The 23,178-nt window shown below is 41.5% G+C and carries 15 protein-coding genes and 1 pseudogene; 3 read left to right on the forward strand and 13 right to left on the reverse strand.

What is annotated here, in order from left to right:
* Nucleotides 1-603: 603 nt before the first annotated feature.
* The 13 genes and pseudogenes from OKC24_RS07300 to OKC24_RS07360 form a co-directional block, all read right to left on the reverse strand.
* Nucleotides 604-3,762: an efflux RND transporter permease subunit gene (locus OKC24_RS07300; protein WP_131276268.1), complete on the reverse strand. Its 3,159-nt coding sequence runs from the start codon at nt 3,760-3,762 to the stop codon at nt 604-606.
* Nucleotides 3,752-4,984 carry an efflux RND transporter periplasmic adaptor subunit gene (locus tag OKC24_RS07305; RefSeq protein ID WP_131276269.1) on the reverse strand — a complete coding sequence of 411 codons (1,233 nt, stop codon included), beginning with the start codon at nt 4,982-4,984 and terminating at the stop codon, nt 3,752-3,754. Before OKC24_RS07305 ends, OKC24_RS07300 begins: the two co-directional genes overlap by 11 nt.
* Before the next feature lies 1 nt (nt 4,985).
* Nucleotides 4,986-6,353 (reverse strand): TolC family protein, encoded by a 1,368-nt coding sequence (locus OKC24_RS07310; RefSeq protein ID WP_131276270.1) that lies wholly within the window; start codon nt 6,351-6,353, stop codon nt 4,986-4,988.
* A 48-nt stretch (nt 6,354-6,401) separates the two neighbouring features.
* Nucleotides 6,402-6,812, reverse strand: a complete 411-nt coding sequence (locus OKC24_RS07315) for a hypothetical protein (protein WP_131276271.1) — start codon at nt 6,810-6,812, stop codon at nt 6,402-6,404.
* A 204-nt stretch (nt 6,813-7,016) separates the two neighbouring features.
* Nucleotides 7,017-7,379: pseudogene (locus OKC24_RS07320) on the reverse strand (transposase); the annotation flags it as partial.
* 82 nt (nt 7,380-7,461) lie between these two features.
* Nucleotides 7,462-7,854 (reverse strand): transcriptional repressor, encoded by a 393-nt coding sequence (locus OKC24_RS07325; protein ID WP_265464930.1) that lies wholly within the window; start codon nt 7,852-7,854, stop codon nt 7,462-7,464.
* 83 nt (nt 7,855-7,937) lie between these two features.
* Entirely contained in the window at nt 7,938-9,338 is a 1,401-nt protein-coding gene (locus tag OKC24_RS07330) for an efflux transporter outer membrane subunit (protein ID WP_131276272.1), read from the reverse strand.
* 8 nt (nt 9,339-9,346) lie between these two features.
* Nucleotides 9,347-12,448, reverse strand: coding sequence for an efflux RND transporter permease subunit (locus OKC24_RS07335; protein ID WP_131276273.1), 3,102 nt, complete (start codon nt 12,446-12,448; stop codon nt 9,347-9,349).
* Nucleotides 12,445-15,555: a multidrug efflux RND transporter permease subunit gene (locus OKC24_RS07340; protein WP_265464931.1), complete on the reverse strand. Its 3,111-nt coding sequence runs from the start codon at nt 15,553-15,555 to the stop codon at nt 12,445-12,447. The genes OKC24_RS07335 and OKC24_RS07340 overlap by 4 nt, the downstream gene beginning before the upstream one ends.
* Nucleotides 15,556-15,558: 3 nt before the next feature.
* The gene (locus OKC24_RS07345) at nt 15,559-16,767 is read right to left on the reverse strand and encodes an efflux RND transporter periplasmic adaptor subunit (RefSeq protein ID WP_131276275.1); all 1,209 of its coding nucleotides are present in this window, start codon (nt 16,765-16,767) and stop codon (nt 15,559-15,561) included.
* Between the two features lie 13 nt (nt 16,768-16,780).
* Nucleotides 16,781-17,128 carry a DUF3325 domain-containing protein gene (locus OKC24_RS07350; RefSeq protein WP_131276276.1) on the reverse strand — a complete coding sequence of 116 codons (348 nt, stop codon included), beginning with the start codon at nt 17,126-17,128 and terminating at the stop codon, nt 16,781-16,783.
* Complete coding sequence (locus OKC24_RS07355) at nt 17,125-18,822, reverse strand: PepSY-associated TM helix domain-containing protein (RefSeq protein WP_131276277.1); 1,698 nt, start codon at nt 18,820-18,822, stop codon at nt 17,125-17,127. Before OKC24_RS07355 ends, OKC24_RS07350 begins: the two co-directional genes overlap by 4 nt.
* Entirely contained in the window at nt 18,819-19,130 is a 312-nt protein-coding gene (locus tag OKC24_RS07360) for a hypothetical protein (RefSeq protein WP_131276278.1), read from the reverse strand. The genes OKC24_RS07355 and OKC24_RS07360 overlap by 4 nt, the downstream gene beginning before the upstream one ends.
* A 218-nt stretch (nt 19,131-19,348) precedes the next feature.
* On the opposite strand from OKC24_RS07360, the gene OKC24_RS07365 reads away from it, so the two are divergent.
* From OKC24_RS07365 to OKC24_RS07375, 3 genes are all read left to right on the forward strand, one after another.
* Entirely contained in the window at nt 19,349-19,858 is a 510-nt protein-coding gene (locus OKC24_RS07365) for a sigma-70 family RNA polymerase sigma factor (protein ID WP_130146662.1), read from the forward strand.
* 14 nt (nt 19,859-19,872) lie between these two features.
* Nucleotides 19,873-20,823, forward strand: a complete 951-nt coding sequence (locus tag OKC24_RS07370) for a FecR domain-containing protein (RefSeq protein ID WP_131276279.1) — start codon at nt 19,873-19,875, stop codon at nt 20,821-20,823.
* Nucleotides 20,824-20,885: 62 nt separating this feature from the next.
* The gene (locus OKC24_RS07375) at nt 20,886-23,120 is read left to right on the forward strand and encodes a TonB-dependent siderophore receptor (protein WP_130146666.1); all 2,235 of its coding nucleotides are present in this window, start codon (nt 20,886-20,888) and stop codon (nt 23,118-23,120) included.
* Nucleotides 23,121-23,178 lie beyond the last annotated feature (58 nt).

The raw sequence follows: 23,178 nt of genomic DNA on the forward strand, positions 1-23,178 counted from the left end.
AATATCTTGTTAAAGTGGAGGCAGTCCAAGAATAGGTGATATTTGCCTAGGAGAATGGTCACTATTCACATTGAGCATGGGGATCAAACCAGATCGAAAGATTTGCTCGATTCACCAAAGCTTGGCTTAAGAAGAGCAATTTTTCGTACGATTCATCTCTAGCTGATCAGTCCCAAACATTTTTCAAGGCAGGTGAATAAAATCCATGCACATATAGTGATGCTGAATAAATTCACTGGATTAGACAAATCATTTGCCCAAGTTATTTTCTAAAATTGAAAATTTCAGGGTAACTTTGTCTTTTGAATGTTTGTCCAACAAAGCCCTATAAGCGTAAAAGTTTTATCTTTAACTTTTTCAGAAAATCTAAATATATCTATGACAAATGAGCCATAGGCAGCGTTAATCAGTCTGTTATTAATTTTTTAATTTTGAACTGTCATCACTCTCCTAGACCAATTTCGCCTATTCTCCTTCAGTATCAGCCATATAGCTATGATCATAATGTTCTGCCATAAAATATTTTCCTTACGATATTTACAATTAGCAAAGATACTGGATATAAATCCAATATCTCTGCCGTAAATTAATTAACCTATTGTATTAAAAAACTTTCTTTTCATTTAGCCATCTATACAGAACCGGCAATAAGACCAATGTCAGCATTGTCGAAGATATAATTCCTCCAATCACAACAGTTGCTAAAGGCCTTTGTACTTCTGCTCCAGTTCCAGTTGCCAATGCCATTGGGACAAAGCCAAGCGATGCAACACAGGCGGTCATCAGTACTGGTCTTAAACGCAAAATTGCCCCCTGCCATGTTGCATAATAAAGATCATATTGCTGCCGCAGCTCTTTGATGAAAGTGAGCATGACTAAACCATTTAGTACCGCCACCCCTGACAATGCAATGAAGCCAACGCCTGCAGACATAGATAGCGGTATGTCACGCAGCCACAATGCGACTAAGCCGCCACATAAGGCAAATGGCACACCGCTAAAGACCAGCAGGCTTTCTTTAATGCTGTGAAATACAGCCATCAACAGAATAAAAATAGTGAGCAATGCGAGCGGAACGACCAATTGCATACGCGCTTTGGCAGACATCAGATTTTGAAATTGACCGCCATAATCTATCCAGTATCCGCTTGGTAACTCCTGTTTGGATAACGTGCTCTGAAGCTCAGTTACGAATGAGCCTAAATCTCGCCCCTCTACATTTGCAGTAATGACAACACGGCGTTTGCCATTTTCCCGGCTGACCTGATTAATGCCCAAGATATTTTCAACACGCGCCACATCTTGCAATTGGATTAAACCGCCATTCGGCAATTGCACCGGAAGCAATGCTAACTGTTCAGGACTCCGCTGAGAGTCATCTAGGCGAATCACAAAATCGAACCGCTTGTCGCCCTGTAAGATTGTTCCAACATTTTGACCACCGACACTTGTGGCTACCAGATCCTGAATGGCTTTGACCGACAAACCGTATTGTGCAGCCTTAGATTTATCAACTTCTACATTCAATAAGGGCAAGCCGCTGGTTTGTTCTACATTAACGGCTGTCGCCCCTGAAATGGATTTAATTTTTTGAGAAATTTTATTCGCTTCGCGATTCAGCACCTCCATATCATCGCCAAATAATTTGACGCCCACATCACTTCGCACCCCTGAAATCAGCTCATTAAAGCGCAGTTCAATAGGCTGCGAGAACTCACTGTTATTCCCTGGCAATGCTGCTAAGAACGTGATCATTCTCTGGCGAAGCTCATCAATGGTTTGTTTGGGATCAGGCCATTCATCATGGGGCTTTAACAGCACAACGCCATCTGAAATATTGGGCGGCATGACATCTGTCGCGACTTCTGCAGTGCCGGTACGGGCAAAGATCGCTTTAATTTCAGGAAATTCTTTCAGCAGCAGTTTTTCAGTGTTTTCCTGCATCCGCAGTGACTGTTCTAAGCCGGTACTCGGAGAGCGCATTTGCTGAACAGCAAAATCCCCCTCACCCAATTGAGGCGCAAATTCACTCCCTGTTTGAGTGGCCAGCACCCCCGTCAGAACTAAAATACAGACCGCTAAAACAGTCACCAATACACGAAGTTCATAGGCCTTGTCTAAGAGCACTTCATATTTGGCTTTAAGCCAATGCATCCAGCGGCTTTCAGTTTCCTTGACTTCTCCAGTAACAAATAGTGCAACTGCGGCTGGCACAAAAGTGACGGACAAAATCATGGCGCCAATTAAGGCCAGCACTACGGTCATTGCCATAGGATGAAACAGTTTGGCTTCTACACCGGTTAAGGTAAAGATGGGCAGATAAACCACCAGAATAATCAACTGTCCAAAGATGAGCGGGCGTCGCGCCTGCTTGGCTGCCAGAAAAACTTCTTTAAATCGTTCAGATCGGCTCAGCAAACTGCCTTTCATTTTCTGAGCTTCAGCGAGCCGGCGAATACAGTTTTCGACAATAACCACTGCGCCATCAATAATAATGCCGAAGTCCAGCGCGCCTAAACTCATCAAATTCGCACTAATTTTCTGTTCTGCCATACCTGCTAAGGTGAACAGCATTGAAAGCGGAATAACGCAAGCCGTGATCAGCGCTGCACGGAAATTGCCTAAAAACAGAAATAAAATCACAATGACGAGGATTGCGCCCTCAATCAAATTCTTCTGAACGGTTTGAATCGCCCGGTCCACCAAATGCGTGCGGTCATATACCGTCTCAATCACTACGCCTTTAGGCAAGGATTGCTGAATGGACTGCACTTTTTCATCAATAGCTTGAGCGACGGTACGGCTATTTTCGCCCATCATCATCATGGCGATGCCCAAGACTGTTTCTTCACCATTATAGGTTGCCGCGCCGGTTCTTAAATCATGACCGATCGATACCTTAGCAACATCTGAGACCCGAATCGGATAGCCGTTTTTATTGGCAATGCTGATGTTCTGAATATCTTCAATCGTGTTTAAAGTCCCGGGAACCCGAACAGTTAATTGCTGTCCATTTTTCTCGATATAGCCTGCACCGCGGTTTTCATTGTTTTCTGTCAAGGCCGTTTGCAAATCAACTAAAGGGATTTGCAATTGCTGCAATCGGTTCAGATCCGGGGCAACCACATAGGTTTTATTAAAGCCGCCGATACTGTTGATTTCCGCAACGCCTTTTACGCGCTGTAATTGCGGCCTCACGATCCAGTCCTGAATTTCACGCAAATCCATCGCGGAATAAACAGTTCCATCGGGCTTCTTCGCATGAGGTTCGGCTTTAATCACCCATTGATAGATTTCGCCTAAACCTGTCGAAATAGGCGACATTGCCGGCTGTATATTTTCTGGCATTTCTCCCATCGCTTCTTGCAAGCGCTGGTTAATGAGCTGTCTGGCCCAGTAAATATCGGTGCCATCTTCAAAAATGACAGTCACCTGCGATAAGCCATAGCGGGAAATAGAGCGGGTTTGTTCCATTTTCGGCATGCCCGACATGGCATTCTCAATGGGATAAGTAATCCGCTGCTCCATCTCCAAAGCAGTAAAGCCATTGGCTTGAGTGTTAATCTGCACCTGCGTATTGGTAATATCAGGCACGGCATCAATCGGCAGCTTTTGATAGCTGTAAATGCCTACGCCAATCCAAGCCGCAATAAAAAGCATAATCCAAATGGCATTATGAATTGAAAACTGAATCAGCCGATCAAACAGCCCTTCCGGCTTTGCCGATTCGGTATCAGATATTTGAGGGGTTTCAGTGCTCATGTGAAGCCTCTCCTTTTTCCAGCTCAGATTTCAGTAAAAAACTGCCTTGGCCTGCATATTTTTGTCCCGGGTTCAATCCATTGACCACTTCAATCCATGGACTGTCCCCAGACGATTGGCCGAGTTTTACGGCTTGCGGACTGAATTCAATTTTCTGTCCATGCTGAGTGGCGACAAATATCACCGCTTTTCCATCGACATTCTGAACTGCAGACTTGAGCACCCGCAATGCACTGTTTTCACTCTGCTGCTGCAGCAGTACATTTACCATCAAGTTTGGACGCAATTCGGCTGCATTCGATTCAACTTTTGCACGTACCTGCAGACGGCCAGTTTGAGTGTCCGCTTCAGTATTTAACGTCTGAATAACTGCCTGATAGACCTTTTCCGTTTGTAGCGATTTAAATTCGATCTTTTGATTTGGGGACAAACCCATCATTTCAGCATTGGGCACAATAAACTCAAGCCAGAGCTGATCTAACTGGTCTATGGTAAAGAGTTGGTCGGCCAACTGAACATTTTCCCCAAGAACCAAATCTTTTTTGCTGATCACGCCGGAAATCGGGGCTTTCAAAATATAGCGCCCGTTACTGGAATTCACGGCGCCAAATGCGCTTAAACGGGATTGAGCGGCTTGAACCTGAATTTGCGCCCGTTTATAGCTGCTATAAGCGCGTTGATAGTCCTGCTTTGCTGAAATGCCCTGTGACCAAAGCTGACGCTCACGCTCAAAGTCTTGTTTCGCCAATTCAAGATTGGTCTGTTCAATTTTAAGATTGGCCTGCTGATCGACTAAATCAGGAACAAGCAACGCCGCCAAAGGCTGCCCTTTTTGAACCTTTTGGCCGAGCTCTACATAGACATTTTCGACATGGCCGCTAAAACTCGGGGAAACATGCGCTTGCTGATCCGTATTTACATTCAGCTTTGCCGGATAAGAACTGAGTTTGACCACTGGACCTTGATCGACCACAGAGAGCTGTATGCCTTGTTCAACCAATTGCTTGGCCGTTAAGCTTACGCCATCTGCATGCTCTTCAGTTTCACCTTCATGCTTCTCTTCACCTTCTTCTGTATGTTCATCTGAAGTTGCTGATTTATTCTTTCCCGATATAATTAAAAGAATACTGAGAAGTACAGTTACGCTGATGACCACACTGATCAGCAGCGCCTGAGAAATTTTTCCGCTCTGTTTTTTTAAGCTATTTTTAAGATCGAACATGTTAATTTCCCCCGCCAATGACCGGCATGGCCTGTATGTCTTGCCATAAATTTTGATTCAATTGTGCAATCGCATCTTTTGACATCACTTCACTTGGGCTAATGCCTAGACTCAAACTTTCCGCTTCAATGGCCTTTTGCCAGCCGTCCCGCAACAGCTGAATTTTACGTAAACGTATATCCTGTAATTGAAGCGTGGCCTGCTGAACATCGCTTAAAGCAAACTTGCCTGCCAGAAAGCCTTGCAATGTTTTACTTTGCACTTGAGCCGCCAAAGGAATTTGAGTGTCATTTACAACTTTGAATTGAACCTCTAGGCCCTGCAGTTCCGTTAAAACCGTGCCGATTTGCAGCGCATTTTGCTTGAGATAAAAATCTTTCTGGCGCTCTAATAAATTCATTTTCTCTTGCGCGATTTTTATGCCATTTTGCTGGCGGTCGAAAATATTGAGCGGCACACTCACGCCAACGACCCATTGATTTTGTGCTGAGTTTTCCATGGACTGAGTGCGGTTGATCCCTAGGTTTAAAGTGGGATTCGGACGCGCCTTGGCTTTCAGCTGATCTACCGTAACTTGAGACTCTAAGACCTGTAAAACCCGATATTTCTCAACGTAGTTGTCTGCCAAATATTCTTGAACCTGCTGATGCGCCGATTTTGGCCAAAGCTTTTGCGGAGATAAATTAATCTGCAATGATTTATCTGACGTCCCCCATAAATTTGATAATTGCTGGGTTGCCACTTGCACCTGCAAGTCAGCCTGTCTAAAAAGACGAATATTTTCCGCATAGCTTAACCGTGCGCGATTCACATCGACTTGCGCGATACTGCCCGCATTAAAGCGATTTTCAATGGCTTTAATGTTCTCTTCGCTGACTCGAAGCTGTTCATGAACAATGTTTTTTTCAAGTTCAGCGATGGCCAGTTGCGACCAGACATATTTCACTGCAAGCTCAACTTGCGCTTGATATATCTTCTGCTTCAGCGCAGTTTTATCTGCAGAAATACTGGCTAATTTCTGGTTCGCTTTACGCTCACCGAAAATATCCAAGGGCTGTGATATGCCAATCGCCAGCTCTTTGTCATTCTTTGAACCAAAGCCTGTTTGTTCAATTGAAAACTCAGGATTTTTGAACAGCTTACTCTGCTGGATATTCGCAGCATTAATGCTCTTCTGCGTTTCCCAAAAGTTTTGGGATGCTTGATATTGATTGACCTGATTAATAGCCTGCTTCAGCGTTAAATCTTGAGTACTGGCGACTGCAAAGGTACTTAAGCTGATCATTGCGGATAGCACGATACCTGTACGGAGTGCTGGCCAGCATGAATTCAGGATAGAGGTATCCTGATATAATTTGTTTTTTGACATGAAATGCCCCACACATAATGAAATTAGGAGTGGTGGGCTTTTATAAGACTACCCCACCAATAGCAGGGACAAATCGGGAGGAGGTGTTAATTGATTTAAATAAGGGGATTTATAAAAGGTTCTTCCCAAATAGGATGGGATAATATCTGCCTCAAAATGAGTCTTGAACTTCAAATCATCAGGTGGATCAATTTGTATCACGATTGTATTTGAGAAATGACTGCACTTTTCGTTAAAGCAAACCTTCTGACAATAGTCATAGATTTCATTATAGTTTTCTAGAGAATAAGGCGCCAGACTAGAATGATCCGTCTTTTCATCTAAAGTGATTGGATTAGATAGTATTAAATTGGGTGTGTTCGGCATTTCATGCAGACAGGCAGCCTCTGCCACACTCCAAATATTCTGGAATGTAAACAAGAGTACCAAAAGCTGAATTAGAAATGTTTTTTTCGTCATACACAAATCTGTATTTAAGGAAGCTGCCCAAATCCATCTAGGATCTGTTCACAGAATTTAAGCCACCTTAAACTTTTTGCAATCTTAAGTAAAGATATTCAAAATTATTAAAATAACTTTTAATCAAAGCATTTTGCGCCCTAGTTCATGCCAGCTTTGCTGCATCAATACTTAGAAGTTAAAGCTGCCCTAAATAACCCAAATTTAAGTGACAACTTGGGTATGAGGTCGGCATAATTCCGTAAATGTATTTAATACTGCCACACGGGCATGAACCTCACTGACTTTGCTTTGCACGTTACTGACACTGAGTTTATCGCCTAATAACTTGATACAATGCATCTTAGTTTCAACCAAGCTTCGACAATGATAACCAGACCACTTTTTCCAAAGAACTCTTCCTAACCGTTTGACTGTTTTTAATAATTCATTCCGCTCTATAAATCTCGCTTGCTTATCTTTCCAAGGCTTTGCATTCTTTCTTGGTGGAATCACGGCATATGCTTGTCGATTTAAAATCACTTGTCTGCAGTATTTTGTATCATATGCTCCATCCCTATAGATAGACAGAGTCTATACGCTCATCAGGTGAAGCTTTAACTTTTAGATCTTTGCGCAGCAAAGCCAATGAGATCTATACATTCGCCCTTTATGCAATCAACAACAGAATATTATTTTTTATATAAACGATATCGATGCCAGAAAACTCATTCTTATATTTATCAAATAATTGTTCAAAATCCATAATCAATTCTTGATTACTGCAAGGCAATACCTCATTACTATATGCATCACTCACACTACACTTTAACTTTTGCTTTGAAATTGTATAAACAGCCTTTTGACGAGCAAATTCAGTTTTTCGAACGACTCCTAATCTCCGCATCTCTGACAAGATTCTGTAAACGCTCGCAAGACTGCAAGATTTTATCAAATTGAGCTGGATATATAATTGATCTACAGCCAATCCTTCTAAATTTTCATCCAAAATATCAACGATAAGCTGCTGTATTGATTGCTGTTGCTTTTCATTATTTAACAAGATGAAATATCCCAATTCCAGTAAAATATTGATTGCCTTTTCAGACAAATAAAACCTATACATTTCAAAAATGATGCTTCAGATTACATTCGAATATTTCCGCCCAATGCTGCAATTAATTGCGCTGTATTGTTCAATTGTGAGAGTTGCAATTGCAAAGTTGTTTGCTCAGCCTGTAATCTTAAATTTTGAGCAGTGACTACCTCTAAATAACTGACCAAACCTGTGCTATAACGCCGAGTTGCTGCTTGTTCATTCTCGGTTGCCAGTGCAAAGAGTTTTGCTTGTTCAGTCTGCTGCTGTTTAAAACTGGATGCCTGTAACAAAGCATCTTCGACATCTTTCCAGCCTGTTAATAGCGACTGTTTATAGGCTGCTAATTTTTCATCATAATTGGCTTGAGCCTGAGCAATTTTCGCTTCTCGTTTACCGCCATCAAAAACAATGGCAGCCGCTTGTAAACCTGTAGACCATAAGTATTGCGGTGATTGGAACAGATGCCCCAAAATTTGACTGTTTAAGCTACCATTCAAACCTATCGTAATATCAGGCAACCATGCGGTTTGCGCTAAACCCAGTTCAGCATGCGTCATGGCCAATTCCCGCTCTGCGCGAATAACATCAGGACGCTGGATTAATAATCGGCTTGGAAGCTGAGCAGGGATCTGCGGAACGGTCAATGCCTGCTTCTGTTTAGTCAATTGAAACTGAGCAACACTTTTACCTTGCAGCACTGCCAAAATATTTTCTTGTAAATTGCGATCTCGTGCGGTTTCAATCCGTTGAATTTCTACCTGCTTTAATTGCGTTTCTGCCTGTATAACATCGGCACGAGCAATCAGGCCAGCATTGTATTGATTCTTTAAAATCTGAACCGAACGCAGATAACTTTTTTGTGTTTGCTGCAGTACATCAGACTGTGCATCCAGCACACGAATATTCCAATAGGCTTCTGTGGCCAACAACTGCTGATTTAATTTAACTGCATCTAAATCCGCTTGATTCGCTTCTAAATTGGCCTGCTGCCCTTCGATGGCTTTCGCCACTCGCCCCCAGACATCTGGCACCCAACTGGCTTGCACACCCAACTCAAATTGGCTACTTGCTGAGGTATTTTTGGCACCATTACGGTTTGCAGAACCATTTGCAGTGATATTAGGTAAGCGATTGGCACGCTGTACGTCAAGCAAAGCCTGTGCTTGCTGATAACGTGCTTCGGCTTGTTTTAAGGTTAAATTTTCTTGATTCAATTGCTGCATCAAGTGGCTTAAAACAGGATCGTGGTAAATATCCCACCATTGTTCAGCAGAAATTTTAATTGCCGAGGTTGCTGTCCAGTTTAAATCTGCATATTTGTATTGATCATCTGCTTGCACAATCTGAATTTTATATTCAGGTGGCTGCCGTACTGCATGCGAACCGCACGCAGTTAAAATGAGCATGCAGCTTAGACTCATCACATTTTTATACATTAAACTCCACATCTTATTTCCTATTTACCTAAATCAATTGCATGCACATTTTTCGATTTTCTAAAAAAATCAGCGCATTTTTCTAAAACCAAATACAATACAGGCGTGGTGTATAACGTGAGTAATTGTCCAAGCGCCAAACCGCCGACGATCACGACACCCAAAGGTTGACGTAATTCAGCACCTTCGCCCCAACTCAGTGCCAATGGAACAGCGCCTAATAGTGCTGCGGTATTGGTCATTAAGATTGGCCTAAATCGAAGTTCCGCAGCGGACACGACTGCTTGATAGGCTGATTTTCCTGCCCGCCTTTCCATCAAAGTAAAATCAATAAGCAGAATGGCATTTTTCACCACCACGCCAATGAGCAGGAACATTCCCAATAAGGCAATTAAGGTAAAGTGAAAGCCAAATGTCCAAAGTGTCAGTAAAGCCCCTAAGGCGACTGCGGGTATGGTGGATAGAATGGTAAATGGATGTACCACGCTTTCATAAGTCACGCCCAGTACGATATAAATCAGTAAAATCACCACTAAAACCAGTACAGGCGTACTTAAACCGCTTTGCATACTTTGCGCTTCAGCTTCTTTATCGCTGGTCATAAAGATTTCGTTCGGCAGCATCACTTCAGGTAAAATTGAGCGAATCGCAGCATCGGCTTGTTCATTGGTATATTCCGGTTTTACAACATAGCCAATGCCCATCGCAGCGTATTGGTTGCGGCGATAAACCCGATCATTGGTAATTCCATAAGACCATGTGGCAAAATTACTCAGTGGAACTGACTCACCTTGCTGGTTCGGTACACGAATATCCGCCAAAGCTTCAGGCTGTTCGGTAAAGCGCTTATCGACTTCCATCACCACATGAAATTGCTGTGTTTGATCATAAATGGTTGAAATTTGACGCTGTGAAAAAGAGTTATTTAGCACACTGGCAATGCTGTCTATATTTACCCCTAAACGTTGCGCCGCCTCACGGTCAATATCCAAAGTCACATGCTGCGCACCTTCATCCCCCATCGACTCAACTTCTGCAAGTTGAGGGAGTTTTTGCATTGCCAAGGCTACTTTGGGTATCCACTCACGTAATAACGCCACGTTGTCAGATTGCAGAAGCAACATGTAGTCTTGCCCACTGCCGCCAAACGGGTCATCAAGCTCAAGCTCCTGCTTGACTCTTGCTGAAAAAATTGCCCCTGCCTGCCACGGCGCATTTTGTTTCAAACGCTCTACGACTTCATGAGCACTTTGACCATTACGTTCAGCTTTAGATTTTAAACTTACCATCAGAAATGAGTTGGTTGTCCCACCAGAGCCACCTGAAGTCCCCACCACATTTTGCACAGCAGGATCTTTGAGTAGACTTTCGCTAAAAGCTGCAATTTTGGGCTGCATAATCTGAAATGAGAATCCATCATCCCCCCGAATAAACGCATCAACTCGCCCTGTATCTTGCTCAGGCAATACACGTTTAGGCAAAGTCTGATAAACATAAGCAGAACCAGCAATTGCCCCAATCCATAACAAAATTGCCAGATAACTATGTTTAAGCATCCATTTTAAAGATGTTAAATAACCCTGATTCAACTTTTGCATCCACCGATGACTATATTGGTACAATGCTTTATGTTGATAACTGGCTAATGGCTTTAGACAACGAGCAGATAAACTTGGCGTTAATATTAGGGAAATCACCACGGATAAAATAACAATAAACACCAATGTTAAAGAGAACTCTCTAAATAGACGTTCAATTACACCACCCATAAACAAGATAGAAATGAAGATCACGACTAAAGCCAAATTCATCGCAATTAATGTTGTCCCAACTTCCTGAATGCCTTTTAATGCCGCTTGAACAGGTTGCTCACCTTGTTCAATATGACGTTCAATATTTTCAAGCACCACGATGGCATCATCAACAACAAGTCCGATAGCAACAATTACTGCCATAATGGACAAATTATTGAGTGAGAATCCTGCCAAATACACTAAACTGCTTGCACCAATCAATACAACAATTAACGCAACCGCAGGCACTACGGCACTTTGTACTCGCCCCAGCATCAACGCCACAACAATCACCACCAAGAGGATTGAAAGCAATAAGGTATCTCGTGCTTCGTCCAAACCGGCCCGAATAATTTTCGAACCATCCATCACGGTTGTAAGCTGAGCATCCTCCAGAATCATCAATTGTAATTCAGGCAGCCTTTCCTTAATTTTCTCAATAGTTGCAACGGTATTGGCATTCGGTTGCCGGCTAATTTTAATAATGACCGCTGGTTGACCATTATGAAAACCACTGACATAACGGTTTTCTACTGAATCTTGAACTTCTGCAACATCTTTTAACCGTACAATCGTTTGAGCATTTTTATAAACTGGAAGATTGGCAAAATCTTCAGCTGTTTTTAAATTACTCGAAAGCGCCACTTGCCAGCGTAATTGATCAGTTTCAACCACACCCAGTGCTTGTGTACGGTTGCTTTTCACAATCGCTTCACGAACTTGCTCTAAAGAAACACCCTGTGAAATCAGCGCATTGGGATTTAAGCTCATCCGCACCGCAGGCATGGAAGCCCCATCAATCGAGACTTCACCGACGCCGCTGACCTGTGCCAAATTGGGTTGTAGCAAATCACTGGCTATTTCATACAATTTACCCGCAGATAAATGCTGTGAGCTCAATGCCAAGTAAAAAATAGGGCTTTGGCTCGGATTGACTTTAAAATATTCAGGTGGGCTTGGCATGCCTGACGGCAACTGCGACATGGCAGCGTTGATGGCTGCCTGTACTTCTCTTGCAGCTTCATTAATATCTGTTGCCAAATCAAAATTCAAAACCACTTGCGCTGAACTTTGACTGCTTGACGAGTTAATGGCTTTCACCCCTGAAACGCCCATCATGGCACGTTCCAGGGGCGTTGCTACAGTGGCAGACATACTTTCAGGGCTTGCACCTGGCAAACTTGCCCGCACCACAATAGTGGGAATATCTGCTTGAGGCAAGGCCGCAACGGGTAAACGCAAATAGGCCACAATTCCCAATAAAACAATAGCAATGGCAATTAAGACACTTGCCACTGGCCGATGAATAAAGGCTGAGAGTAATTTCAAGACTCTCTCCCTGCATTATCTGTAACAGCTGTATCAACATCGAACTGATTTGAGTCTGACTGACTAAAAGATTGCTGCAGACGATCAAAAAACAGATAAACCACAGGCGTCGTAAACAATGTCAGAATTTGACTTAACAACAATCCACCGACCATCACAATCCCGAGCGGTTGTCTCAGCTCTGCCCCTGCACCCGATGCCAACATCAAGGGAATTGCACCCACCAATGCTGCCAATGTAGTCATTAAAATAGGACGGAAACGCATTAAAGCCGCTTGATAAATGGCCTGTTGCGGCGATAAGCCTTCATTGCGCTGAGCAGCCAATGCGAAGTCCACCATCATGATGCCATTCTTTTTAACCAAACCAATCAGCAAGATAATGCCAATCAACGCGATCATGTCTAATGGTCGATTCACCATAAATAGTGCAAGCAAAGCGCCAATAGCTGCAGAAGGTAATGTAGAAAGAATGGTAATCGGATGAATAAAGCTTTCATACAAAATGCCTAATACGATGTACATAGTGACAATTGCAGCGATTACTAACCAGAAAGTATGCTGCTGTGAATTTTCATACGCAGCGGCAGCACCTTGTAGTTTCACTTTGACATCAATTGGCAAATTGAGTTGCTGTTCAACTTGATGAATTACCTTAATTGCATCACCCAATGCCACGCCTTGCGCCAAATTAAATGACACACCATTGGCGGGGAATTGTGATTGTTGCTGCAGAAGAATCGGGACACGCTTTTGCACAATGGTTGCCACTGAACTGAGGAGAATCGGTTCGCCATTGCTATTATGAATATAAGTTTGTGCCAAAGCATCAAAACCTTGCGTTAACTCTGGTGCTAGCTCTAACACAATACGGTATTGATTCGACTGCGTATATAAAGTGGCAATTTGTCGCTGAGCAAATAAGTTTTGCAGTGCTAAACTAATATCTTCAATACTTAAATCTAAACGTGCTGCAGCATCACGATTAACATCAATAAATGCCTGCAAGCCCAATCCACCACCGTCACTGGTGACATCGGCAAATTCAGCTTGTTTGCGTAAAGCATCTACCAAAACTGGTGTCCATTGCTCTAAATCTGCACTGTGGGTTGCAGTAAGACTCAATTGATATTGCGTACGGCTAATTTTGTCTTCAATACTTAATTCTTGCACAGGCTGCATCCAGCCTTGAATGCCTTTGACCTGATCAAATTCTCCTCGCAAACGAGTCATCACTTGCGATGCACTATCACGTTCAGCATACGGTTTAAGGTTAATGAGAATCCGGCCATTGCTGAGTTTTGGATTATTGGCATCAATGCCAATAAATGAAGACAAGCTTTCAACCGCAGGGTCTTTTAAAATTTGCTGCGCCAAAGCGTGCTGACGCTCACTCATGGCGTGGAACGAAATATCATCAGGCGCTTCTGTCACCACCTGAATCACGCCGCTGTCTTGTACGGGAAAAAAGCCTTTAGGAATCATCCAATACATCACACCAGCCAAGATGACCGTACTCAGCATCACCGCTAAAGTGAATGCCTGATGCTTAAATACCCACTCTAAGCCTTTGCCATATTGCTGAATGACCCAATCTAAACTCCATCGGCTACGTGATGGCGCATGCTGCGTATTTTTCAGCAAATATGCACACATCATTGGGGTTAGGGTGAGTGAAACGACGAGGGATAATGCAATGGCAGCCGCTAAAGTCACCGCAAATTCATGAAACAAACGCCCCACTACATCGCCCATAAACAGCAAAGGAATGAGCACGGCAATTAACGATACAGTAAGTGAAATCAGGGTAAAGCCAATTTCTCTTGAACCTTTTAAGGCCGCTTGCAATAAGCTTTCGCCTGACTCTCGATGTCGAGCAATGTTTTCCAACATCACAATGGCATCATCAACCACAAAACCTGTAGCAATGGTCAGCGCCATCAGCGTTAAGTTATTCACTGAAAAGCCTAAAAAGTGCATCAAAACAAATGTACCGATAATCGACAGCGGTACAGCAATACTTGGAATAATCGTGGCAGAAAGATTTCTTAAAAATAAGAACGTTACCATCACCACTAGACACACAGCAAAAACCAATTCTTTTTGCACATCATGAATCGAACTACGAATACTTTCAGTTCGATCAGTCAAAATACGAATTTTGACATTGTCAGGAAGATTCTGCTGCAGCTCAGGTAAAACCTGTTTAATTTGATCGGCAACTTGAATGACATTGGCATTTGGTTGACGCTGCACATTGACCAAAATGGCTGATTGGCTGTCTGCCCATGCTGCCATATAACGGTCTTCACTACCCTCAATGACAGTTGCAACATCTTTAAGACGAATGGGTGCGCCATTATTCCAACGGAGAATTAAAGCTTCATAATCTTCAATTGAGCGAATTTGATCATTGGCATCCAGCATGGTGGTTCGAAATGGTCCATCAAAGCTGCCTTTCGGTTGATTTGCATTGGCAGAATCAATCGCAGATCGAACATCTTCCGCACTCATTTTATAACTTGCCAGCGCAGCCGGATTCATTTGCACACGGATTGCAGGGCGTTGACCACCTGCTAGGCTCACCATACCGACACCCGCCAGTTGCGACAACTTTTGCGCAACCCGAGTATCCACCATGTCATACACAGTGGTTAAGGGTAAAGCATCAGAACTAATAGCAAGTGTAATGACGGGCACATCGGCAGGGTTTACTTTGCGGTAAATTGGCGGTGTTGGTAAATCATTGGGTAATTTACTGCTCGCAGTACTTAATGAAGACTGAACTTCTTGCTCCACCACGCCCAATTCAGCACTGAGATCAAACTGTAAGGTAATAACAGATGCCCCAACTGAACTGTTGGATGACATTTGTTTTAAGCCAGCAATTTTCCCCATTTCACGTTCAAGTGGTGCGGTAATCGTTCGCTGTACCGTATCTGGATTTGCGCCAGGCTGAAAGGTATACACCTGAATAATCGGATAATCGACTTGCGGTAAAGCAGATACAGGAAGCATTCGCCAAGCCAGCAAACCGCTAAACAGCAACGCGAGCATCAGCAGCGTGGTTGCGACTGGACGTACAATAAAGAACCGTGAAATATTCATGATTTATCCAGCAGCAGATTCCATTACAGGGGGATGCGGTTGATCATCAGCAATAATTTGAACTTCTTTGCCATCTGAAAGACGGTCAATCCCCTCAAGCACCACTTTTTCAGTACCGTTTAAGCCTGCTAAAACTTCAATCTGACCATTGCTGCTTAAACCTAATTTTAGGCTTCTGATCTCAGCTTTATGGTCTTTATTGATGACGTAAACATAGGTGCCTTTTGCCCCATGCTGAACAGCGTCACTTGGAATACTGACGGCATTTTGAATGGTCTGCGCACTTAAGCGCACATTGACAAATTGATTTGGAAATAAGCTGTCATCACGATTATCAAATACCGCTTTTAATTTTAAAGTGCCTGTACTGACATCAATTTGGTTGTCCAATGCCTGCACTTGACCGACTGCGAGCTGTTGCTGTTCTGCTTTGTCCCATGCACTGACTTTGACCTGTTGACCTGATTTTAAGGCTTCACGGAGTCCTGTGAGATGATTTTCTGCCACTGCAAACTGTACATAAACAGGATGAACTTGCGTGATGGTCACCAAAGCTGTGCTTTCATTGGCCTGAATCAAGTTGCCTGCATCTTTTTGCTTAAAGCCGGCACGGCCATCTATTGGTGAATAGATTCGGGTATAGGACAATTGCAGTTTTGCAGCGTCGACTTGCGCACGATTGGATTGTATTTGCCCTTTCAGCTGATTCACCAAAGCCTGCTGCTGTTCAACTTGCTGTTTGGCAATAGAGTCTTGTTTAAACAGCAATTGATAGCGTGCAAGTTCAGTTTCCGCATTGTTTAATTGCGCAAGATTTTGCTGTCTTGCACCCTCAGCTTGCGCCAAGGCCACTTTAAATGAAGCAGGATCAATCTGAGCCAATAGCTGCCCTTTTTCTACCCATTGCCCTTCTTTGAAATAAACCTGTTGCAGCACGCCAGAAACCTGACTTTGCACATTTACCGTATGCACTGGAACAACCGTACCAATGGCTTTAATTTCAACATCTAAATTGCTGCGCTGTACAGGCACAACACGTACTGGAACAGGCTTACTCCACTGGCTATACTCTTCTTTCGGTTGATTTGAAGTCTTTTTCCAATATATTCCCCCAATGATCAGCCAAATGAATACAGAAAATCCAATGATATATTTCAGTTTTCGACCCCATGAATTGCGTTTTTTCGCTACATCTATATTTTGATTACTCATAAAACTCACTCATTTACAGTCGAAAAAATTGCAATCCAATCACAATAAAAAAAGCCATGCTTGATAAATTCAAATTCAACTTTGCTTGATAAGATTGAATAAACACGATTGCTCCAGCAATCAGTGTGATGACGCCAAACCATGCGGTGATCCCGATCGAAACACCCCATGCTAAAATGCTGTGAAATAATGAAAGTGCTAAAAATATCCATCCAAAGACTTTAAGTATTTGGATTTTTTTTAAAGATAACGGCGCTTTCAAAACCAGTTTTGCATTGCGTTCCATGGAAAGATTTAAAGCAAATAAACCGATATAGCTCAAAAATATTGCGGTTAAAATATTGATCGACACTATGCTCATGACAATTCCTCTGACCGCGGAAGTTCAATCACATCATCTGCCGGAGAAACACGTGGTTTTTTGGTTTTTTTAACAACAGGTTTTAAAATAGAATCCCGCTTGCACCACACACGGTAACTTGCCCATGCAAACACGATTCCAAGGAAAATAAATCCCAGATCAATACTGGCTAATGCAAAGTCTTGGTGAAAAAGTGATACGCCTAAATGACGATCTGTCGTGACAAAGTTGAGGATAGGCAACAATAAATAAGCCAAAGCAGCAAAAGCCAATATCTCAATCCAAGCACGGACAATCGGCCGACTTAAGGCATAAATAAAACTCGCCAATAAAGTGATATATAAACAATGCACTTCCCAATTGGCACGGTTAGCAAAGTCGCTAGGAATCAAACGGTTTGCCCAAAAATACACGGCTATCGCAAGGGGTAAACCAGCAATCATGGCAATATTTAAACGTTCAACTAAAGCATGCCCAAAACTCATTCGATCCGCTTTTAATTGTTTTGGCCGGCGTTTAACGGTCCACAGCACCAAGCCTGTCGCAATCATGGCTGTGCCTAAAAGCCCTGTCAGCACATATAAGATACGTGCAAATGACGATGCAAATAAGCCTTCATGCAGCCCTAATACAGTTGTACCAAAGACCATCGGCGCCTTATCTTCATTGGACTTTTCCTGAACTATCTTTTGACCTGTATATAAATCAAAACTTAAAGATGTGCGTTTTCTTGCAATCGTATCGCTGCCAGTTTGGTAAAATTCAATTTTTGCAGAAGTTTTACCTTGATCAGGATAAAAATTTACCTGACTGATTTTTTGTGATCCGCCCCATTCACTTTGAACTTTTGCAAGTAAAGGCTGAATAGGTACGAATTTCTGTTGGATTTCCCCCATGGCTGGCGGAACAGCAGAATCATCCTTATTAAAACGAGAGTTTGTTGGGTAAAGTTCCGCATAATAGCGTTCTGTATTTTTCTCTCCTGAGCCATAAACCATTGGAACACCCAAAGGCATATAAGCATTGGCAAAGAAAATTAAACCGCTATACGTGATCATGATATAAAAAGGCAAAGCAATCACACTAATGACATTGTGTGCATCTAACCAAGAGCGTTGACCTTTGGCGGGTCTAAACGTAAAGAAATCTTTAAATATTTTTTTATGGGTGATGATGCCCGAAATGATGGCGACGAACATAAACATGGTGCAAATGCCCACGATCCGAATGCCCCAATCATAAGGAATATAGTGCAAGGCATAATGCATACGATAAAGGGTAAAACCTCCACCTGTTTCACGAGGCTGGATTTGCTCAGAAACAGGTTGCCCTGATGAAACATCAAGGACTTCTTTATGATATTTACCCCGTTTCCCTTCCTCTTTTGGCGGAGAAGTCCAATTGACAGCGAAGTCATCTGCACCGCGCTGATTGGTGAGCAGATTCACTCCCCAGCGTTCGGCTTTTTGCGCGTCAGGATTATTTTTTAAATAATGATAGGCTTTATCCAGTTGCTCATTTTCAGGGACAATAACATTGGACTGCAATGCTTTTTCAGGCTGCATCCATCGTGTCAGTTCAATTTGAACATAACCTGCTGTACCTGTTAAAAATACAAAAAATAAGATCCAGCCAACGACCAAACCTGTCCATGTATGCAGCCAAGCCATGCTTTGGCGAAAGCCCTCTTTCATGTGCTTCCCCAAATTTTTAGTGCGCTGACGATACACCCAAGGCTAAATAACAAACCGATGGATAAGCAGACCATTTTTAAAGTGCTTTTTATACTGAATACAGTCAATATGAACACTAACCAAACAATGAAGCTAATCAAAAAACCGGTATATGTAGCGATTGCAAGCTGATTTGGAAAGAGCAACCCAACCATAGCAACCGTTAAATTTGCTGCAACAAAACCGCCTAATGAAGCAAGCAGAATACGTATTAACACAATAAATCGATGGTGATTTTGAGTGTTGAACTGAAAAGAAAGGGATTTCATGACTAGACCACTAACATTGCAAACGTAATACGGTGATTACGCATCGTTATTTACTTAGACGGATGAGATGAATAAACAGCTCAAAAAAGATGTTACTTTGTGTAAATAATAATATTGCATTTAATAATGATTATCATTAAGATTCAATAAATATTTTTATTAAAATCTATTTCTTTCTAGAGTTTAGATTTGGTTGATTCTGTTTTTAAGGCTATTTGATGAATTTAAATGTACATAAGCAGTTATGGTTTAGCCATGTTTATCAAACACACCAAACGACTTTACTATCCTGGTTTAAGCACAAACTTCAGCATCATCATCAATCTGAAGATTTAAGCCAGGAAGTCTTTTATCGTGCCCTTAAAAGCCATTATCAACATGAAAATATTAAGGAACCCAGAGCATGGCTACTTGGCATTGCCAAACATGTCATTATTGACCATTGGCGTCATCAGCAAGTGGAACGCTTATATTTAGAGGCATTGGCCCAATTACCTGCTGAGTTTTATCCATCTGCTGAACATGAAATCTGTATTCGTGAGACCTTATTTCAAGTCCATAAAGTCTTGGAAAAATTACCCGCACGTGCAGCACAAGTTTTTTTATTATCTCAACTCGATGGCCTAACCTATAAAAGCATTTGTGCACAGCTTAATATTTCTGAAGCCACAGTAAAACGGGACATGAAACTCGCTTTTCTTGCCTGTATCAGTCTTCAACAACAATAATTTATCATTCACATATGACAACTCCAGAAAAACTGTCCAAACACATTTTAGATGAAGCAGCTGATTGGCTGGTGATTTTGCACTCTGGAGAAGTTAGTGATGAACAGTATCAGCAATTTGAACAATGGAAAAATCAAAAATCTGAAAATACACTGGCCATTGAGCAAGTCCAAAAAATCATCTCAGGGCTCAATGAACTGCCGGCAAATTTAAGCCATCAATCTTTTACCCGTTCAAAGAATGAATTTCATCAGACATTAAAAAATAATACTTTATTGAGCTTAATTGGCCTGTTCACACTCACATTTTTTTTATATCAATTGCCTTGGTCAAAATGGCAAGCTGACTATCACACAGATATTGGTGAAATTAAGAACATTCCTTTAGATGACGGCTCTCAACTTATACTGGCCAGCAATAGCTATATCAATGTCGAATACACAAAGCAATCACGGAAAATTAAACTGATTGCCGGTGAAATTTATATAAAAACTGCTAAAGACCCGTATAAACGCCCTTTCTTTGTGAGTACGTCAAATGGTGACTTGGAAGCCTTAGGTACCCAATTTACTGTACGGCAAGAAAAGAAAAAAACTAAATTAAATGTTTATGAACATGCTGTAGCCATTCATTCCGCTGAGCCTGCAAAAGAAAAAATAATCAAACAAGGATTTCGTGCTGTTTTTAATGCTCAACATATATCTAACGCAATCCCTTTAAAAAATGACCAGCCCTACTGGACGCAACATTTATTAGTCGTTGAGAACTGGCCTCTCAAAAAGGTTCTACACGAATTATACCGTTACCAGCAAGGCACGTATTTTATAGACCCCAGTATTGAAAATATTCAAATTTCAGGCGTGTTTTCTTTGGTGCACATTGATCAAAGTCTTGAGGCTATCGCTCATGCAAACAGCCTTAATTTAGAGTTTTATAGCCCATATATACTCCACGTAAAAAAATGAGCTTTTTAAAGCTGTTCTTCGACTAATAGTAATAAACCTTTTTATTCTTGAAGAACACATTTATGAAAGTTAAAACACCGCCAACGCTACTGGCTTTAGCAATCCGAACTACTTTTGCAAGTCTGCCACTTACATCTGTAAGCTTAATATCAACAACACTTTATGCCGTAGAAAACGTCAATACTTTAGCATCTGCAGATACATTAAATCAGCCGGAACCAAACCTGCTCCCAACCATTACAGTCATTGCGAGTGCTGAACAAGATGGCAGTGTTGAAAATGGCTATGTTGTAAAACAGCTTAAACAAGTTGGCCCATGGGGAGCAAAAGATTTAAAAGATACGCCATACTCCGTGTCGGTCATATCGAGTGATTTGATTCAAAATGCTGTCGCTGGGGATATGGATCAAATTTACAAAATGAATCCTGTGATTCAAAACTCAGCACCCTCCACCGTTTATGGCACACCCTACGCAGCCATACGCGGTTTTCACACTCAAAGCGGCGTGATGGATGGTCTCAGATTATCTTCCACTTCAACAGGTATCGCGATGGAAGAATTAGATCGTGTTGAAATAATGAATGGATTAACAGGTTTTATGTACGGTGTAGGTAACGTCGGTGGAACTACAAATTATGTATTAAAACGTCCGACATATGAAAAGTTAAGCAATTTAACTTTGGGGAATTATGGTAACCAGCAATGGTTTGGGCATGTTGACTTAGGCAATAAAATTGATGACGAGGGTCAATTTGCTTATCGGTTCAATGCCTCATATCAAAATGGTGAAACAGGTAAAAAAAATCAAAATATTGAACGTACTTTAATCAGTGGGGCAATTGATTGGAATGTAAATGATGATTTGCTGCTACAACTGGAAGGCGCCCATACGGAATATAAATTGGACGGTATCGATTCTAGATTTTATGCTTATGCTAATAGCAATTTCGGTGCTTTAGACTATTGGATTAAGCCACTTAAAAACGACAAAACCTATACTCCTGATTGGACTTATCTCGACATAAAAACAGACAGAATAGGTTTAAACGCAAATTATAAAATCAATGATCAATTTAGTTTGCGTTCTGCTTATATGCTTAAAAAAGATACTCAAGAATCAATCAATTTATACCCTGCATACTACGCCGATGCGGGCTATGTGAATGGATGGGTATCTCGAAGTGCCCCATCAGAAAATATAGCTCAAGGCGCATATACGTACCTAGATAGCCTATTTAATACATTTGGGATACAGCATAAATTAACTGTTGGTTTGTCGGGTGACTTCCTTGAAACAAAACAACATGTTATCAGCTCAAAAAGTGCGGCTAATTCACCTGCCTTTATCGACCCTAACGATTTAATCAGTTGGGAAAAGCCAACAGGCTTAGATGGAAATGATTGGGGTAGGAAATATAAATCAGCTGATAATTCGAATTATAATGTCATTATTGGTGATGATATTCAGTTTAATAATCAATGGAATGCACTTATTGGTCTGAATTACACCACAATCAAAACAAAAAATTATGATACCGCGGGTAAAAAAACATCTAGCTATGATAAGTCTAAACTCACGCCAACAGTTTCATTAATTTATAAACCATTAGAAAAATTAACAACATATGCAAGTTATATGGAAGGTTTAGAAAAAGGTTCAACTGTTCCTTTAGATAGTGAACTATATAATGAGCCTGGAAAAATTTTAAATCCAACAATCAGTACACAATATGAATTAGGCGCAAAATATGCATTTTCAGATCGCTTATTACTCAGCTCTGCTTTATTTAGAATAGAAAAAGCCAATAACTTTGAAGAAAGAACACCTAACGGAAAAATAAACATTAATCAAGACGGCTTACAGATCCATCAAGGGCTTGAAATAACACTGACAGGAAAACTAACAGACAACTTAACTGTTATGACTGGCGGTACACTTATGGATTTAGAAATTGATCAAGCCACCAATAAAATGCTGGAGGGAAAAAAACCAACAGGAGCATCGGATACATTAGTAAAACTTTATACTGAATACAATATTCCTCAAATACAAGGTTTAACACTCACTGGCGGCGCCTATTACACTGGTAATATGTACAAAGATAGCCTCAACCAGCAAGAAATAGATGGTTATACAATCTTTGACCTTGGTGCCCGCTATAAAACGAGTATTTCATCAATTCCAACAACTTTTAATTTAAATATTGCCAATTTAACGGGTAAAGATTATTGGGCAACGACATATTCGCTGGGTATTCCCCGGACTATTTCTTTTTCGGTAAAAACTGAATTTTAAAAATTAATTCAAATACATAGATCCAAAAATTAGAATAGCTTTAAAAGCTAAAATTTTT

It is taken from the genome of Acinetobacter entericus (genome assembly GCF_026168575.1).
Classification (GTDB): Bacteria; Pseudomonadota; Gammaproteobacteria; order Pseudomonadales; family Moraxellaceae; genus Acinetobacter; species Acinetobacter bouvetii.